The following is a 17,635-nucleotide window of genomic DNA, read 5'->3' on the forward strand; positions in this document are numbered from 1 at the left end:
TATGAAAATAACTATTTCTTTTAAGGAGGTGGGAAGAATGGCTGTACCTTTTAGAAGAACTTCTAAAACAGTAAAAAGAAAGCGTCGTACGCATTTCAAATTATCAGTACCTGGTATGGTAGAGTGCCCAAGCTGTGGTGAAGCGAAATTAGCTCACCGTGTATGTAAAGCATGCGGTACTTACAAAGGTAAAGAAGTAATCAGCAAGTAATTGCAGGAAAATAAACGTAGAAGATATCTTCTGCGTTTATTTTTTTTGTCTTAATCTTTAGTTGTTGTATTCTATCTTTTCTAGTAACTGCATATGCTTAATAAAAAATGCATAGGGAGGACTAGAGAAATGGCGACAACAAGACAAGATGCTTGGACTGATGATGAAGATTTGCTTCTGGCAGAAGTAGTACTCCGGCATATTCGAGAAGGTGGAACACAACTTTCTGCCTTTAAGGAAGTGGGGAAAAATTTATCTCGTACACCAGCAGCATGTGGATTTAGATGGAATTCTTACGTAAGAAAGCAATATAAAGAACGTATTGAGGAAGCGAAGCAACTTCGTAAAGTAGAAAATTATGAAGTGAAAGAGACAAAAGTGTTAGAACCTACGTCAATTACGTTGAATGATGTTATTGATTTCTTGCAAAATTATAAAGATGAAAACTCTTTAACGGTGTTGCAACAACAAGTTGAATCATTACAAACAGAAAGAGAGCGTCTTCTGGAGCGATTATCAGTATATGAGGAAGAGTATAGAACATTGCTTGATTATATCGATCAAAAAAGAAGTGTAATGGTAGCGGAAAGAAACAATGCTCGCTCGACTGAGAAGTTAGAGAAGCTTAAGAAATAAAAAAACAGCTGTTATACAGCTGTTTTTTTATTTCTTAAGCCGATTCTTCATTTGTAACCGCATTCAAATTTGTTTCTGGATGCCAAATATAAAAATCTCCATCAGTTACTGATACGGGGCTGAAATTTAATTTATCCCAAAAACCAGCTGAATGAATACGCGCTATCGTTTTAATAGGAAATTGCAGTTGTTTCGCATGATTTACAAGCATTTGTCCGAATCCTTGTTTTTGAAAAGTTGGTAATACTTCAAGTTTATAAAGTTCTAGGTAAGGACCTGTAATTTCGAATGGTTCTCCGCCGTTTCTTTTCATATATAGACTCATACGTGCGATTAGTGATCCGCCATAATAAATACCGTAAAATGGAGATTCACTGTCGTTTTCAATAATGTTTGCTTGCAATTCTTCCAGCATAGATAGTTCCTGGGCTCCGCACCCTTTAAATTTTTTGAATTCATCTAACGTTTTATAATTGATGAGCAAGCGCTCAACTTTTGGGAATCCCATTACATCACATCCTTTTCTTATCTCGTTGAATGCAGAAAAGTAAAAATATTTATAATAATAGTATAACTCATTTTTTTATTTTTATGAAGAAGATAGTATATTTCTTTTATTATTTTTTTGAGGATTTGCTAAACTAAGAGTATAAGTGTATTAATAGGCAGTATATACATAGTGAAAAATGAGAGTGTATCTGTTTGGCAGAGGACAACGAAATTATAGGGCGTGCTCATGTACTTTAAAAAGATATGAAAAAGGGGGGAGGCAAGGGCACTTAATGTGAATCCCTTGTGTGAAAATGAAAATTGGAATTGTCGGACCAGGTGCTATTGGTCTATTGTATACATTTTATTTACAAAAAAGTAACCAAGATGTTACGTTGTTTACAAGAACAGCTAAGCAGGCTGAAGAATTAAATGAAACAGGTGTAACTTGTATTAGAGATGGAAGATGGGAAACAGTATATCCGCCTGTTTTACCGATAGAAAGTATGGTAGCGCAAAATTTAGATTATATATTTATTGCTGTGAAGCAATATCATATAGATGACATACTACCGTTTGTGGAAGGTGCATCATCATTAATCTTTTTGCAAAACGGAATGTCGCATCTCCCAAAGATGCTGCAAATAGGGAGTGAAAATATAGCTGTTGGTATTGTAGAACATGGTGCGAAAAAAGAGGGAGGGCACATCGTTCATCATACTGGAGTAGGTGTAACGAGATTTGGAGTGGTTTGTGGCCAATCTATACATTTTAAAAAAATATTTCATTCTTTTCCTGTTGCTTATTTTCCAGTTCAAATAGAAACAGATTGGGAAGAGATTATGCGCAAAAAATTAGTAGTAAATGTATGTATCAATCCGTTGACAGCGTTATTGGGAGTAAAGAATGGTGAATTAATCACGAATCGTTTTTTTTATCAAATGATGGAGCAAGTGTTTCAGGAGGTCGCATTTCTTATTAGAGGAGAAAAAGAAATGGTATGGCAAATGGTACGAAATGTGTGTGAAGGAACGTCTCGTAATACATCCTCTATGTTAGCGGATGTAAGAGCGAATAGACAGACGGAAATTAATGCGATTGTTGGGTATGTATTAGAAGAGGCTAAGAAACAGCAACGACCAGTTCCGACACTTCAATTTTTGTTCGATGCAATAAAGGGGTTAGAAACAAGAGTATAAGTGTTATTCTTTGCTTTTAAGTGAAACATTGACTACAATGTGGATTGGTGAGAGAACTGGATACGAAAGGAAGAATTATATGGAGATAAAAGAAATCTCTGTTCCGCAACAAGGTGTTGTAGCGGACTATATGAACGGTAAAAAAGAGATACAGTCATGTTTTGATTATATGTTAACAGAAGATGCTTTTAAACAACGTTTACATGATTTGCGTGAAAGGGAGTTTTTCCGCCAAGATTTAGTAGCGCATTTATTAGAATATAATACAAAATTACAAGCGGGAGAATCTACACTTCAAAATGTAAAAGCGCTTGGAGATGAAAATACATATGTTGTTATAGCTGGACAACAAGCGGGGTTATTAACTGGACCGCTTTATACAATTCATAAAGTTATTTCAATTTTACAGCTTGCAAAGGAAAAGGAAGAAAGTTTAGGAGTTAAAGTTGTCCCTGTCTTCTGGATTGCGGGTGAAGATCATGATATGGATGAGATTAGCCATACTTTTGTAGCGAAAAATAAAAAGATGAAAAAAACTATTTTTTATGATCGTAATCCGAAAAAGGCGAGTGCTTCTGAGTCTGAACTTTCTGTTGAAGATTGTAGAAGTTGGATTGAAGAGATTTTTAAAACATACCCAGAAACAAATTTTACAAAGGATGTATTAAAATTTGTTGATGATGCTTTGAAAAAATCGAATACGTATGTAGATTTCTTTGCTCATCTTATTACGAAAATCTTTGCTAATTCTGGTTTAATCCTTGTTGATTCACATCATCCTGAATTAAGAAAGTTAGAAATTCCATTTTTTAAGCGAATTATAAGTAAGTATAAAGAGGTGCAAGAGGGGCTTCGTAATCAGCAGGAAGTAATTAAAGAACTAGGATACAAACCGATTATTGAAACGAAGTCTCATGCAGTGCATATATTCATGGAAATAGATAATGAACGAGTATTGCTTGAAGAGCATCAAGGTAAGTTTGTTGGAAAGGATGGGGCGCATTCCTTTTCATATGAAGAGTTGATTGAAGAAATGGAGAGAAATCCGGCACGTTTTAGTAATAATGTTGTAACGCGTCCTCTTATGCAAGAGTATGTATTTCCTACGCTCGCATTTATTGGAGGTCCAGGGGAATTAGCTTATTGGAGTGAATTACAACAAGTATTCCATACTGTCGGTTTTCAAATGCCACCTGTCGTTCCTCGTCTTACAATTACTTATGTGGAGAGAGATATAGCGACAGATTTATTCGATCTGCAATTGAGAGAAAGTGATCCGTTTTTAAATGATGTCGATAAACTGCGTGAAAACTGGTTGTCTAATCGAGTAGAGGAACCGATTGATGATCATTTTGAAAAGGCGAAAAAAGAAATTGCCGATATTCATATATCTTTACAGCAATTTGTAAAGAAAATAGAGCCAGGATTAGGTGCGTTTGCAGGGAAAAACGAATTGAAAATTAATGAACAAATTGAACTGCTGGAAAGAATGTTGAAAAGAAATGTTGAGAAAAAGTATGAGGTTCAGCTAAATAAATTCCGCCGTATACAATTCGCACTTCGTCCATTAGGTGCGCCGCAAGAACGTGTGTGGAATGTATGTTATTATTTAAATCAGTTTGGTTTGGATTTCGTTGATCGTGTAATGGAAAACCCTTTTTCTTGGGACGGAAAACATCATGTTATAAAACTATAAAATCTTGCTCTTTGGAGCAGGATTTTATTTTTATTCCGTTGAATTTACTGTGAAGTGATTTTTTTCTGAATTATCAATCAAAAAGTGTTGGATATGGTAATTGTGTTGGATACTTAAATATATGACAAAATAGCACAAAATGTAAACGTATTATTCGCTTTTTCGACAGTTTTTTATTTAAATTCCCGCAAAAGATGATAAAATTTAGTATATAATAAAAGAAAATAGCGATTTGTATAGTATGTTGCCTTTGTTGGTAAGTTAAATGAGTCGTTCTTTCGTATTATTTCATTCTCTAAGCGTGAAATATGTGCTTAGAGGAAGGGATACATTCAACATAATTAATTGGAAAAAGAGTAGGTGCAACAATGTTTAAACACGTAACAGTGCTTTTAAAGGAAACAGTAGACGGCTTAGATATAAAGCCAGATGGTACATATGTAGATTGTACACTGGGGGGAGGAGGACATAGTTCTTATTTATTATCCCAATTAACTGAAGGTGGAAAATTAATAGCGTTTGATCAAGATGAGATAGCGATTCAAAACGCGAAAGAAAAGTTCTCTTCATACGGTGAACAGTTTATAACAGTAAAGAGTAACTTCCGTTATTTAGCTGAAAAACTGCAAGAAATAGGTATAACAGAAGTAGACGGTATTTTATTTGATTTAGGTGTTTCATCCCCACAATTAGATACACCAGAGCGAGGCTTTAGTTATCATCATGATGCACCGTTAGATATGCGGATGGATCAAGATGCCCCATTAACAGCATATGATGTTGTAAATAGCTGGTCATATGAACAACTTGTAAGGATTTTCTTCCAATACGGTGAAGAGAAATTTTCAAAACAAATTGCAAGAAAAATTGAAGCTTATCGTGAGAATAAAGCTATTGAAACGACAGGAGAATTAGTAGAGCTAATTAAAGAAGGTATTCCGGCTCCTGCTCGTAGAACTGGTGGGCATCCTGCTAAGCGGGTGTTTCAGGCAATTCGTATAGCTGTAAATGATGAATTAAAAGTATTTGAAGAAGCATTGGAATCTGCTATTGAGATGGTTAAGCCAGGTGGAAGGGTTAGTGTTATAACATTCCATTCATTGGAAGATCGTATTTGTAAAACAACGTTTAAGCGAAATAGTACAACGCCACAATTGCCACCAGGATTACCGATTATTCCTGATGAATTTAAGCCGAAATTAAAGCTTATTACAAGAAAACCGATTTTACCTTCTGATATAGAGCTAGAAGAAAATAATCGTGCGCGTTCTGCGAAGTTGAGAATCGCTGAAAAACGATAAAAGGGAGAGAGAGGTATGACTAATTTAGCTGTAAAGTACAAACAACAAGCGCAAGAAGAGGTGCAAATTCAAACGCCCCCACAGCAGATGGCTAAGCCAAAGGTTAAAGCGAAAATTACAAGAATCGAAAAACTGTTGTATGTAGCGTTTATTGGCTTTTTATTGTATGCCTGTGTCGCGTTTATTGGAAATAAAGCAGGCCTTTATCAAGTTAATGTAGAAGCAGCGACGATAGAAGAAAAAATTGTACAGCAGCAAAAAGAAAATCAAGAATTACAAGCTGAAGTAGAGAAGTTAAGTCGCTATGAACGAATCGCTGAAGTTGCAAAAAAACATGGGCTAGAAATTAATGCGAATAATGTGAAAGGCCTCAAATAAGGCAATAGGTGTGAAGGAACGATGAAGAAGAATATGACTAAATTTCATACCAATAAGGGAGCAGGTTATTTTATGATATTTTTCCTCCTGCTCTTTTTGCTGTTATTAGCCCGATTTTTTTACATACAATCAACAGGAACAGTTCATAATCAGGATTTAGATGCACTTGCTAAACAAAAGCATAGTAAAAAAGGAGTTCTTGAAGCGAACCGAGGAACCATTTATGATCAAAACGGTCATGTGTTAGCGCAAGACGCAAACTCTTACAAAATGGTAGCTGCACTAAAAGGTGCTAACTCAGTTGAGAATAAAGAAGATACTGCAAAGAAAATTGCAGGAGTACTTGGAAAAGGCGAAGAGGATATTTTAGCCACGTTAAATAAAGATAAAAGTCAAGTGGAATTTGGGAAGATAGGTAAGGGCTTGACGAAAGAAAAGAAAGAACAAATAGAAGCATTGAAATTGCCAGGGGTTTCTTTTATTACCGAAAATGCGAGAGTTTATCCAAATGGTGATTTCGCATCTTATGTTATAGGGCATGCGAAACCGAATGAAGATGGAATTGCAGTAGGTCAATTTGGATTAGAAAAAAGTTTGGATAAATATTTAGGAGCTTCAAATGGAGAGGTAGCTTATACAGGTGATCGTAGGGGGGTATCTCTTGACGGTGGGAAAGTGAATGTGAAGGCACCTAAAAATGGAGATAATGTATATTTGACAATGGATCAACGTATTCAAAGTTATTTAGAAGACGCGATGAAATCGGCGAGTCAACATTATGAGCCGGAAAGTTTAATTGGAATTGTGGCGGATCCAAAAACGGGGAAAATATTAGCAATGTCTAGTAAACCTAGTTATGATCCGAACATAGAGAATAATAAATACTTTTATAATGACGCAATTGCCAATGCATTTGAACCTGGATCAACAATGAAAATTTTCACGTTAGCGGCAGCTATTAATGAAGGTGTGTACAAAGGGCAAGATTATTATCAGTCCGGGACATATCAAGTCGGAAATAGGAAAATAAAAGATCATAACGGTGGTGCTGGTTGGGGCTCTATCACGTTTGATGAAGGGGTAGAGCGTTCTTCAAACGTAGCGTTTGCAATTTTAGGAGATCAAAAACTTGGTCCAGAACGTTTCCGAAAATATATTCATAGTTTTGGATTAGATGAAAAAACGAACATTGATTTATCAGGTGAAGGATCGAATACAATTTTATTTGATCAGCAAATACAACAAGTGACAACAGCTTTTGGACAAGGTTCCACTGTAACACCAATTCAGCTTGTACAAGCTGCAACGGCCATTGCAAATGATGGGAAAATGATGAAACCTTATGCAATTGATAAAATTGTAGATCCAATAACAGACAAAGTAAAATTAGAACATAAGCCAGAAGAAGTAGGAAAACCTGTTACAAAGGAAACAGCAGCGCAAGTAAGACAGTTATTAGAACGTGTTGTTACATCTCCGAAAGGTACAGGGACAGCTTATAAAATTGATGGATATTCAGTTGGTGGTAAAACAGGTACAGCGCAAATTCCGGATGGAAAAGGCGGCTATATGACAGGAAGACAGAATTATATATTCTCATTCTTAGGTATGGCACCAATGGACGATCCACAACTTGTTGTGTATGTAGCTGTTAAACAGCCGAAATTAAAAGATGATGAGAACGGCGCACAACCTTTAGCTGATATTTTTAAATATGTAACAAAAAATAGTTTAGAGTATTTAAAGATTAAGCCAAATGAAGTGAAAGATCCGAAAAAACATCTGAAAGAACAACAAACTACTGTTCCAGATGTAACTGGTAAAACGATGGCTGAAGCGGGGAAAGCGATTGATAAAGCAAAACTTCGTCCAATCGTACTAGGTGAAGGGAAAGTACAGCAACAAGTACCAAAAGCGACTGAACAAACATTAAAAGGCGACCGAGTCTTCTTGGTAGGAGATAAGCCTACAATGCCAAATATACAAGGATGGGCACTGCGTGATGTTATGAATTTAGCGAAGACATTACAGCTTAACTTGAAACCTTCTGGTACAGGATACGTAACAGAACAAAGTGTGGCGGAAGGAACATTATTACAACCTGGTACAGAATTAGGTGTCACACTCGTACCGCCACTCGAACCACAACAAGAAGCAGAAAAGCCGTAATGGTAAAAGAGAAAAAGTTCTAATTAAATAAGTACAAGCATATATTGGAACAAGCTAGGCGTAAGGGAGGCTTGTTCCGATATGCGTGTATCAAATGTAACAGTTAGAAAACGACTTATTTTTATACTTATATCAGGTATACTTATTTTCACTATTATCGATATTCGTCTTGGATATGTGCAATTTTTTCTTGGGAATATGTTAACGGATCGTGCGAAAGATTCATGGAGTCGTAATATTACTTTTGAACCCGAACGTGGGAAAATTTTAGACCGAAATGGTGTGGAACTTGCCACGAATAAAAGTGCTCCAACTGTCTTTGTTGTACCGAGGCAAATTGAAAAACCAGCAGAGACTGCAGAGAAGTTAGCTGCAGTATTAGGTGTGGAAAAAGATGAGATTTATAAAAGGATTACAAAAAAAGAATCGATTGTAAGGTTAGATAAAGGCGGAAGGAAAATATCACATGACAAAGCGAAAGAAGTACGAGGATTAAGTTTGAAGGGCGTGTATATCGCAGAGGATTCTATCCGGTACTATCCATTTGGAAACTTTTTATCACATGTATTAGGTTTTGCAGGTAGTGATAACCAAGGTCTTATGGGACTAGAAAAATATTATGATAAAGAGCTAAATGGAGACAAAGGTCATGTGCGTTTTTTTGCAGATGCGAAAGGGCAAAGGATGCCTAATGTTGGTGATGATTTCAAAAAACCAGAAGCCGGTTTAAATTTAGGATTAACAATCGATGCGCGTATTACAAGGATTATGGAAAGAGAAATGAATATTGCGGAGTCAACTTATAATCCAGACGGTATGATTGCAATTGCAATGAACCCTAAAAATGGTGAAATTTTAGGGATGTCTAGTCGGCCGAGTTTTGATCCAGCGGATTTTCAAAGTGTCTCTCCAGAAGTGTATAACAGAAATCTACCTGTGTGGAGTACGTATGAGCCTGGTTCAACATTTAAGATCATTACATTAGCTGCAGCATTGAATGAAAATTTAGTAGACTTAGAGAAGGATACGTTTTATGATGATGGAGCAGCTGAAGTCGGTGGAGCTAGATTGAAATGCTGGAAAGCAGGAGGTCATGGCAGTCAAACGTTTTTAGAAGTCGTTCAAAACTCATGTAACCCGGGATTTATTGAACTTGGTGATCGCCTTGGTAAAGACCGATTATTTAAATACATTCGTAATTTTGGTTTTGGACAGAAGACTGGGATTGACTTGCAAGGTGAAGGCAGTGGGATTTTATTTAATTTAGATAAAGTTGGTCCAGTAGAGCAAGCGACAACTTCATTCGGCCAAGGGGTTTCTGTTACACCAATTCAACAAGTAGCAGCTGTAGCGGCGGCTGTAAATGGTGGAACATTGTATCAGCCGTATATAGCTAAGGAGTTTATTGATCCGAAAAATAATCAAGTTGTTAGTAAAAAGACACCTGTTGAGAAAAGAAAAGTTATTTCCAAGGAAACTTCAGAAAAAGTTCGTTATGCATTAGAGAATGTTGTAGCGAAAGGTTCTGGTAAAGGTGCTTATATTGATGGATATCGTGTAGGTGGAAAAACGGGTACTGCTCAAAAGGTGAAAGATGGTAAATATTTAGAGAATAATTATATTGTATCTTTTATCGGATTTGCTCCAGCGGATGATCCAGAGATTGTTGTGTATGTTGCTGTTGATAATCCAAAAGGGGTTACACAGTTTGGTGGAGTGGTAGCAGCTCCAATTGTCGGGAATATCCTTCGAGATGCGCTTCCTGTTATGGGAGTGAAACCGAGAAAAGAACAAGTTGAAAAAGAATATAAATGGGGCGATACACCAACTGTGGAAGTTCCGAATTTAATTGGAATGAAAAAGAAAGATTTACAAACACAACTCGTCGATTTGCAGCTTGATATAAGTGGAGATGGAGAGAAAGTAATTAAGCAATCACCAGAAGCGGGAGCTAAAGTAAAAGAAGGCTCAAAAATTAGAATTTACTTCGGGAATTAAAGGTAACATAGTACGTTTTATGGTACAATTGGTGGAAGTGAGTTCTTTATAGAACAGTTACTTAACTTGAGACAATAAGTGTCTCAGTCATAAATAGGCCAGTAGCACTTACCTCCTTATATAGGAGGTAATGTGTTGCTTACTGAAAAAAAGATAAATAAACAATGTAGAGAGGGTTTAGTGAAATGAAGTTGCATACACTTTTATCATGTTTGCATGATTTTCCAGTTGTTCCAAAAGAAAATCCAGAAATCACATCTATAGAAGCTGATTCACGTAAAGTGAAAGAAGGAAGCTTATTTGTATGTATGAAAGGATATACGGTTGATAGCCATGATTTTGCTAAGCAAGCAGCGGCACAAGGAGCGGCTGCTATTGTTGCGGAAAGACCAATTGATGTTGACGTTCCAGTTGTACTTGTGAAAAATACTTTTCGTTCGTTAGCGGTTTTAGCTGATTATTTTTATGGTCAACCGACACACAAGTTACATTTAATCGGAATTACAGGTACAAATGGAAAGACAACAACATCGCATATTATGGATGAGATTATGCGAGCACATGGTCATAAAACAGGGCTAATTGGAACGATTAATATGAAAATCGGTGATGAAACATTTGAGGTGAAAAATACAACACCAGATGCACTAACACTTCAACAGACGTTTTCAAAAATGGTTGAACAAGGTGTGGACAGCACGGTAATGGAAGTTTCGTCACATGCGTTAGATCTTGGTCGTGTACACGGATGTGATTACGATGTAGCGGTGTTTACGAACTTAACACAAGATCATTTAGACTATCATAAAACGATGGAAGAATATAAACATGCAAAAGGGTTACTATTTGCACAGCTTGGCAATAGTTATAATCATAATCGTGAAAAGTACGCTGTGCTGAATAGCGATGATAATGTAACAGAAGAGTATATGAGAAGTACTGCAGCAACTGTTGTAACATATGGTATTGATACAACAAGTGACATTATGGCAAAAAATATCGTTATGACGAGTGGCGGAACTACATTTACCCTTGTCACACCGTATGAAAGTGTAAATGTTACGATGAAATTAATAGGTAAATTTAATGTATATAACGTACTTGCAGCAACAGCAGCAGGACTTGTTTCGGGTGTGAAATTAGAAACAATCATTGCTGTTATAAAGGAACTAGCTGGGGTTCCAGGGCGTTTTGAAGTTGTTGATGGAGGACAAAATTATACAGTTATTGTTGATTACGCACATACGCCGGATAGTTTAGAAAATGTATTAAAAACTGCAAAACAATTTGCAAAAGGTGATGTGTATTGTATCGTTGGTTGTGGTGGCGATAGGGACCGAACGAAGAGACCGATAATGGCAAGTGTTGCAACAAAATATGCAACTCATGCAATTTACACATCAGATAATCCAAGAAGTGAAGATCCAGCGGCTATTTTAGATGATATGGTACATGGTGCAAGTGGAAATAATTATGAAGTGATTATTGATAGAAAAGAAGCGATACACCATGCAATCACTAAAGTAAAAGCAGATGATATCATTATTATTGCTGGTAAGGGTCATGAAACGTATCAAATTATTGGTAAAGAAGTTCATCATTTTGATGATCGAGAAGTTGCGAAAGAAGCAATTACAGGGCGTTTAAACAACGAAGAGTAACAACGTGAGAGGAGGACTACATGTGCTTGAGCAAGGTTTATTAGTAACGGCTGGGGTAGCATTCTTAATTTCTGTTGCCCTTTCGCCATTGTTTATTCCATTTTTAAGAAAATTAAAGTTCGGACAGAGTATTCGTGATGAGGGACCAAAGTCACATCAAAAAAAATCAGGGACACCGACAATGGGTGGTATCGTCATATACGTATCTATGATGGTAACTTCACTTATTATGGCGATTAAGTTTAATTATTTAGGTGCAGAGGTTTCGTTATTACTATTAGTGACGTTTGGTTACGGATTAATCGGATTTTTAGATGACTACATAAAGGTAGTTAAGAAAAGAAATCTTGGTTTAACATCAAAACAAAAATTAGTAGGGCAGCTTGTTATTGCTATTGCATTCTTTTTAATTGGAAAAGGGCAAGCGTTCCACACATACATCATGATTCCGGGAACGGATGTTAAGTTTGAATTAGGTTGGGCGTATTTTGTACTTGTACTATTTATGCTTATTGGTGGATCAAATGCAGTTAACTTAACTGACGGTTTAGATGGTTTATTATCAGGAACAGCTGCTATTGCATTTGGAGCATTTAGTATTATTGCTGTGGCACAAGAGCAATTTGGAGTAGCGATATTCTGTATGGCAGTGGTAGGAGCTGTACTTGGATTTTTAGTATTCAATGCGAATCCAGCAAAAGTGTTTATGGGAGATACAGGTTCATTAGCTTTAGGTGGAGCCATTGCAGCTGTAGCGATTCTATTAAAACAAGAATTGCTACTTGTAATTATTGGCGGAGTATTCGTCATGGAAACTTTATCGGTTATTATTCAGGTCATTTCATTTAAAACAACAGGAAAACGTGTCTTTAAAATGAGTCCATTACACCATCATTATGAATTATGTGGTTGGTCAGAGTGGCGTGTTGTTGTGACGTTTTGGTCTGCAGGATTTTTATTAGCTGTGTTAGGAATTTATATCGGGGTGTGGATGTAATTGAAAACTGTAACTGAATTTCAAAATAAGAATATTCTTGTATTAGGCATTGCAAAAAGTGGTTATGCAGCAGCTACATTGTTACAAAAGTTAGGGGCGAATGTCATTGTAAATGACGGAAAGCCTTTAGCAGACAATGTACTTGCTGCAGAATTACAAGCAAAAGGAATGGACGTTGTATGCGGTGGCCATCCTTTAGAATTATTAGAGAGAAATATTTCTCTTGTCGTTAAAAATCCAGGAATCCCGTATTCTAATCCAATATTAGTTGCTGCGAAAGAAAAGCAAATTCCAATTGTTACGGAAGTTGAATTAGCATATCGTATTTCAAAAGCGCCATTTGTTGGAATTACAGGATCTAATGGTAAAACGACGACAACAATGCTGACATTTGAAATGTTAAAAGAAGGACAAAAGCATCCTGTTATTGCAGGGAATATAGGAACTGTAGCTTGTGAAGTAGCACAGGATGCAAAAGAAGATGAAGTTGTAGTTACAGAACTTTCATCGTTCCAATTGATGGGAGTAGAATCGTTCCAGCCTAAAATTGCAGCGTTCTTAAACTTATTTGAAGCCCACTTAGATTATCATGGGACGAAGAAGGAATATGGTTTAGCAAAAGCAAATGTTTTTAAAAACCAAACAGAAAACGATTATAGTGTAATAAACGCGGATGATGCAGATGTGATGGCTTTATCTGCGGATACTAAAGGTCAAAAAATCTTGTTTTCGACAACGAAAGAAATTGAAGATGGCGCGTGTATAAAAGATAACGCTCTTTATTTCAAAGGTGAAAAAGTTGTTGAAGTAAGCGATATCGTTTTACCTGGTCAACATAATCTAGAAAATATTTTAGCTGCGATGAGTATTGCGAAATTATTAGGTACTTCTAATGAAGCAATTACGGTCGTGTTAAAACGTTTTACGGGTGTAAAACATCGTTTAGAATATGTAACAACGATTAACAACCGTAAGTTTTATAATGACTCAAAAGCAACGAATATGTTAGCGACTGAGAAAGCACTATCTGCGTTTACACAACCGATTGTGTTACTAGCAGGTGGGCTTGACCGCGGAAATGAATTCGATGATTTAATTCCGTATTTCAAAAATGTAAAAGCGATTGTAACATTTGGACAAACAGCTCCCAAACTAGTAAGAGCGGCAGAAAAAGCGGGATTAGATATAATTGAAAGTGTCGATACTTTAGATGAAGCAGTGGTGAAAGCTTATGCTCATTCTAAAGAAGGTGATGTTGTTCTTCTTTCTCCAGCGTGTGCAAGCTGGGATCAATTTAAAACATTTGAAGAAAGAGGAGACATTTTTATACAAGCTGTGCATAAACTTATATAAAGTAAATCAAAACATCAGTAGGCTAACACCTACTGATGTTTTGTTACATAGGGCAAAAGGTTCTGCCTAAAGAGGTGGTGTTTGTGGGTAATGAAGAAAACGCCTGATTTTATGCTCATCATCGTAACACTTTCATTGTTGACAATCGGAATGATTATGGTTTATAGTGCGAGTGCAGTTTGGGCCTCTTATAAAATGGGGGACTCATTCTTTTTTGCAAAAAGACAATTACTGTTTGCGGGTCTTGGTGTAGTAGCTATGTTTTTTATTATGAAAATTGATTATTGGGTGTGGCGTACGTATTCAAAAGTAATTTTGCTAGTTTGCTTCATTCTTCTTATTCTCGTTCTTATTCCTGGAGTAGGTCTTGTTCGAGGAGGAGCACGAAGTTGGATTGGGATCGGAGCATTTTCGATTCAACCATCAGAATTTATGAAGTTTGCGATGATTATTTTCTTGGCAAAGTTTTTAGCAGAACGGCAAAAATTGATCACATCTTTTAAACGTGGTTTATTACCGGCTCTTAGTTTTGTGTTTCTTGCTTTTGGGATGATTATGTTACAGCCAGACCTTGGGACAGGAACGGTAATGGTTGGGACATGTATCATTATGATATTTATTTCGGGAGCGAGGGTCTTTCACTTTGCAATGTTTGGTTTGATTGGTGTAGCGGGATTTGTAGGATTAATTGCATCAGCGCCGTATCGAATGAAACGCATTACATCATATTTAGATCCGTGGTCAGATCCGCTTGGAAGTGGATTTCAAATTATCCAATCATTACTCGCAATTGGACCTGGTGGATTATTTGGGCTTGGACTTGGACAAAGTAGACAAAAATTTCTTTATTTACCTGAACCACAAACTGACTTTATATTTGCGATCTTATCCGAGGAATTAGGTTTTATTGGTGGTTCATTTGTGTTATTATTATTTAGTCTATTATTATGGCGCGGGATTCGTATCGCATTAGGAGCGCCAGATTTATATGGTACGTTTTTAGCAGTAGGTATTGTGGCGATGATTGCGATTCAAGTAATGATTAATGTTGGTGTTGTAACAGGACTGATGCCTGTTACGGGTATTACCTTGCCGTTTTTAAGTTATGGTGGATCAAGTTTGACATTAATGTTAATGGCAGTAGGTGTATTATTAAATATAAGTCGCCATTCTCGCTACTAAACCCTGTTTATAAGACAGGGTTTTTCGTATGTGTGTAAAAATGCAATATGTATATAGAAATAAATATAATGGAAATAAGAAAAGAGAAGCGGAGGAGTTAGTAGTGCGTGTATTAGTTAGTGGTGGGGGTACTGGTGGTCATATTTATCCAGCTCTTGCTTTAATTAGAGAAATAAAAAAGTTAAATCCAGAAGCAAGATTTTTATATATTGGTACGGAAAATGGACTAGAGAGTACAATCGTTCCAAAAGCAGGTATACCATTTCAGTCTATTGTTATAAGTGGATTTAAACGAAAAATATCATTAGATAATGTGAAAACAGTAATGCGTTTTCTAAAAGGTGTACAGGATAGTAAACGATATATTCGTCGTTTTAATCCGGATATCGTAATTGGAACGGGTGGATATGTATGTGGACCAGTTGTATACGCTGCAGCCAAATTAGGTATTCCAACTATTGTACATGAACAAAATAGTGTACCAGGTGTAACGAACAAATTTTTAAGTCGTTATGTTGATAAAGTTGCTGTTTGTTTTGAAGCAGCTACAGAGCATTTTCCAGAGTCAAAAGTGGTAATGACAGGTAATCCGCGAGCATCAGAGGTAATGGATCAAAATGGAATGAAAGGGAAACGTTCAGTTGGGCTTTCTCTTCCTAAAAAGTCTGTACTTATATTTGGTGGAAGTCGTGGAGCTAGACCGATTAACGATGCCTTCGTTGAAGCAATTGAACAGTTTGGGAACAAAAGCTACGAAATACTATATGTAACAGGTGAAGTACATTATGACAAAGTGATGGAAGCCGTGAAGCAAAAAGGGAACCCGAACAATGTTATTATTAAGCCGTTCATTCATAATATGCCAGAGGTACTAACTGGTGTAGACCTTGTTGTTTCAAGGGCTGGGGCAACAACACTTGCAGAATTAACAGCGTTAGGAAAACCAAGTGTGTTAATACCGAGTCCGTACGTAACAAATAATCATCAGGAAAAGAATGCACGTTCAGTTGTTGATAAAGGAGCGGCAAAAATGTTACTTGAAAAAGATTTAACAGCTGAAACGCTTATTCGTGATATTGATGAGATTTTATTGGATGCACAAACATTACAAAATATGAAGCTAGCTGCTAAGCAACTAGGTATTCCAGATGCAGCAAATAAGCTGTATGAAGTAATGAATAAGCTTGTAAAAAAATAAAGTGAGGCTTTAATCGGTGGGGAGTGATTCTTTCTCGTTGATTATTACCTTTCACTAATCGGATGTTTACTGGCATCCCGATTCTCGCCTAACTTCTTTGTTGCCGCCGAATTTTGATTTAGGAGCTGTACTGCCCGTAAATAGAGGGATAACGTTAGGTGAACGCCCTGCATATTATTGTCATAAGGAGACTTAATATGGGGGAGATTGTCTATGGAACAATTAGTAAATGAGCTTATAGAAGCAGACGTTGGTCGTGTTTTAGTTAACGAGTCGTTAGCACGTTATACAACTATGAAAATAGGTGGACCAGCGGATATTTTAATTGTGCCAAAGCATGTAGCCGGTATTGAAAAAACATTACAGTTAGTAAAGCAATACAAAACGAAGTGGACTGTAATTGGGCGCGGTTCAAACCTTCTTGTATCTGATCAAGGCATAGAAGGTGTTGTTATTCGTTTAGGAGAAGGATTAGATCACTTAGAGGTCGAAAAACATAAGGTAAGAGTTGGTAGTGGATATCCTCTTATTAAATTGTCAACTTTACTTAGTCGTCAAGGGTTAGCTGGATTGGAGTTTGCAAGCGGTATTCCAGGAAGTGTCGGTGGTGCAGTATATATGAATGCAGGTGCACATAAATCGGATATATCGAGTGTATTATCGAAGGCTCTCATTCTGTTTGAAGACGGTACAATTGACTGGTTAATGAATAAAGAACTGGAGTTTTCTTATCGGGCATCTGTATTGCAAACGAAACGTCCTGGTATTGTTTTAGAGGCGGAGTTTCAATTACAGGCGGGAAAACGTGAAGAAATTGTACGTAGCATGCAAAATAATAAAGATTACCGCCGTGAAACGCAACCATGGAATCACCCGTGTGCAGGAAGTGTATTTCGGAATCCAATCCCACATTTTGCAGGAGATTTAGTAGAAAAAGCAGGGCTTCGTGGTTATAGGATTGGTGGAGCTCAAATTTCTGAAATGCATGGCAATTTTATTGTTAATACCGGGGGAGCTTCAGCGCAAGATGTATTGTCCTTAATTGAATTAATAAAACATACAATTAAGGATAAATTTGATGTAGATATGCATACAGAAGTAGAAATCATTGGAAGATAACGGTTATTCGTTCCGCTCATTATCATTTATGTTATAATAAGAAGATAA

Annotated in this window: 15 protein-coding genes; 14 read left to right on the forward strand and 1 reads right to left on the reverse strand. The window is 36.6% G+C overall.

Annotation, left to right across the window (positions count from 1 at the left end; genetic code table 11):
- Positions 1-37 precede the first annotated feature (37 nt).
- Positions 38-211 carry a 50S ribosomal protein L32 gene (gene rpmF / locus IBT51_RS05940; protein WP_001984764.1) on the forward strand — a complete coding sequence of 58 codons (174 nt, stop codon included), beginning with the start codon at positions 38-40 and terminating at the stop codon, positions 209-211.
- 129 nt (positions 212-340) lie between these two features.
- Positions 341-847 (forward strand): RsfA family transcriptional regulator, encoded by a 507-nt coding sequence (locus IBT51_RS05945; protein WP_000246469.1) that lies wholly within the window; start codon positions 341-343, stop codon positions 845-847.
- Positions 848-881: 34 nt separating this feature from the next.
- Here IBT51_RS05945 and IBT51_RS05950 read toward each other — a convergent pair whose 3' ends face one another.
- Entirely contained in the window at positions 882-1,355 is a 474-nt protein-coding gene (locus tag IBT51_RS05950) for an N-acetyltransferase (RefSeq protein WP_000506690.1), read from the reverse strand.
- Positions 1,356-1,650: 295 nt separating this feature from the next.
- On the opposite strand from IBT51_RS05950, the gene panE reads away from it, so the two are divergent.
- From panE to murB, 12 genes are all read left to right on the forward strand, one after another.
- On the forward strand, positions 1,651-2,535 hold the full coding sequence (gene panE / locus IBT51_RS05955; RefSeq protein ID WP_014482115.1) for a 2-dehydropantoate 2-reductase: 885 nt from the start codon (positions 1,651-1,653) through the stop codon (positions 2,533-2,535).
- A gap of 79 nt (positions 2,536-2,614) precedes the next feature.
- A complete protein-coding gene (gene bshC / locus IBT51_RS05960; protein WP_200458039.1) occupies positions 2,615-4,231 on the forward strand; it encodes a bacillithiol biosynthesis cysteine-adding enzyme BshC in 1,617 nt (538 codons plus the stop codon).
- Between the two features lie 368 nt (positions 4,232-4,599).
- The gene (gene rsmH / locus IBT51_RS05965; protein WP_000472508.1) at positions 4,600-5,532 is read left to right on the forward strand and encodes a 16S rRNA (cytosine(1402)-N(4))-methyltransferase RsmH; all 933 of its coding nucleotides are present in this window, start codon (positions 4,600-4,602) and stop codon (positions 5,530-5,532) included.
- Between the two features lie 15 nt (positions 5,533-5,547).
- The gene (gene ftsL / locus IBT51_RS05970; RefSeq protein ID WP_000182804.1) at positions 5,548-5,910 is read left to right on the forward strand and encodes a cell division protein FtsL; all 363 of its coding nucleotides are present in this window, start codon (positions 5,548-5,550) and stop codon (positions 5,908-5,910) included.
- A 21-nt stretch (positions 5,911-5,931) separates the two neighbouring features.
- Positions 5,932-8,079, forward strand: coding sequence for a penicillin-binding protein (locus tag IBT51_RS05975; protein ID WP_088022103.1), 2,148 nt, complete (start codon positions 5,932-5,934; stop codon positions 8,077-8,079).
- Positions 8,080-8,160: 81 nt separating this feature from the next.
- Complete coding sequence (locus IBT51_RS05980) at positions 8,161-10,077, forward strand: stage V sporulation protein D (RefSeq protein WP_001266235.1); 1,917 nt, start codon at positions 8,161-8,163, stop codon at positions 10,075-10,077.
- Positions 10,078-10,262: 185 nt separating this feature from the next.
- Positions 10,263-11,738, forward strand: a complete 1,476-nt coding sequence (gene murE, locus IBT51_RS05985; protein ID WP_000766289.1) for a UDP-N-acetylmuramoyl-L-alanyl-D-glutamate--2,6-diaminopimelate ligase — start codon at positions 10,263-10,265, stop codon at positions 11,736-11,738.
- 22 nt (positions 11,739-11,760) lie between these two features.
- A complete protein-coding gene (mraY, locus tag IBT51_RS05990; RefSeq protein ID WP_000893060.1) occupies positions 11,761-12,735 on the forward strand; it encodes a phospho-N-acetylmuramoyl-pentapeptide-transferase in 975 nt (324 codons plus the stop codon).
- On the forward strand, positions 12,736-14,088 hold the full coding sequence (gene murD, locus IBT51_RS05995) for a UDP-N-acetylmuramoyl-L-alanine--D-glutamate ligase (protein ID WP_200458038.1): 1,353 nt from the start codon (positions 12,736-12,738) through the stop codon (positions 14,086-14,088).
- Between the two features lie 90 nt (positions 14,089-14,178).
- Positions 14,179-15,270 (forward strand): stage V sporulation protein E, encoded by a 1,092-nt coding sequence (gene spoVE, locus IBT51_RS06000; protein ID WP_000753524.1) that lies wholly within the window; start codon positions 14,179-14,181, stop codon positions 15,268-15,270.
- A gap of 103 nt (positions 15,271-15,373) precedes the next feature.
- Positions 15,374-16,468 (forward strand): undecaprenyldiphospho-muramoylpentapeptide beta-N-acetylglucosaminyltransferase, encoded by a 1,095-nt coding sequence (gene murG, locus IBT51_RS06005; protein ID WP_024927913.1) that lies wholly within the window; start codon positions 15,374-15,376, stop codon positions 16,466-16,468.
- A 213-nt stretch (positions 16,469-16,681) separates the two neighbouring features.
- On the forward strand, positions 16,682-17,587 hold the full coding sequence (gene murB, locus IBT51_RS06010; RefSeq protein ID WP_000437027.1) for a UDP-N-acetylmuramate dehydrogenase: 906 nt from the start codon (positions 16,682-16,684) through the stop codon (positions 17,585-17,587).
- The last annotated feature ends 48 nt before the right edge of the window (positions 17,588-17,635 follow it).

The sequence above is a fragment of the Bacillus sp. S71 genome, assembly GCF_016625265.1.
Lineage (GTDB): Bacteria > Bacillota > Bacilli > Bacillales > Bacillaceae_G > Bacillus_A > Bacillus_A cereus.

Coding starts and splice junctions, on each gene's coding strand:
- rpmF (WP_001984764.1), top strand. CDS start 38: ATGGCTGTACCTTTTAGAAGAACTTCTAAAACAGTAAAAAGAAAGCGT.
- IBT51_RS05945 (WP_000246469.1), top strand. CDS start 341: ATGGCGACAACAAGACAAGATGCTTGGACTGATGATGAAGATTTGCTT.
- IBT51_RS05950 (WP_000506690.1), bottom strand. CDS start 1,355: ATGGGATTCCCAAAAGTTGAGCGCTTGCTCATCAATTATAAAACGTTA.
- panE (WP_014482115.1), top strand. CDS start 1,651: ATGAAAATTGGAATTGTCGGACCAGGTGCTATTGGTCTATTGTATACA.
- bshC (WP_200458039.1), top strand. CDS start 2,615: ATGGAGATAAAAGAAATCTCTGTTCCGCAACAAGGTGTTGTAGCGGAC.
- rsmH (WP_000472508.1), top strand. CDS start 4,600: ATGTTTAAACACGTAACAGTGCTTTTAAAGGAAACAGTAGACGGCTTA.
- ftsL (WP_000182804.1), top strand. CDS start 5,548: ATGACTAATTTAGCTGTAAAGTACAAACAACAAGCGCAAGAAGAGGTG.
- IBT51_RS05975 (WP_088022103.1), top strand. CDS start 5,932: ATGAAGAAGAATATGACTAAATTTCATACCAATAAGGGAGCAGGTTAT.
- IBT51_RS05980 (WP_001266235.1), top strand. CDS start 8,161: ATGCGTGTATCAAATGTAACAGTTAGAAAACGACTTATTTTTATACTT.
- murE (WP_000766289.1), top strand. CDS start 10,263: ATGAAGTTGCATACACTTTTATCATGTTTGCATGATTTTCCAGTTGTT.
- spoVE (WP_000753524.1), top strand. CDS start 14,179: ATGAAGAAAACGCCTGATTTTATGCTCATCATCGTAACACTTTCATTG.
- murB (WP_000437027.1), top strand. CDS start 16,682: ATGGAACAATTAGTAAATGAGCTTATAGAAGCAGACGTTGGTCGTGTT.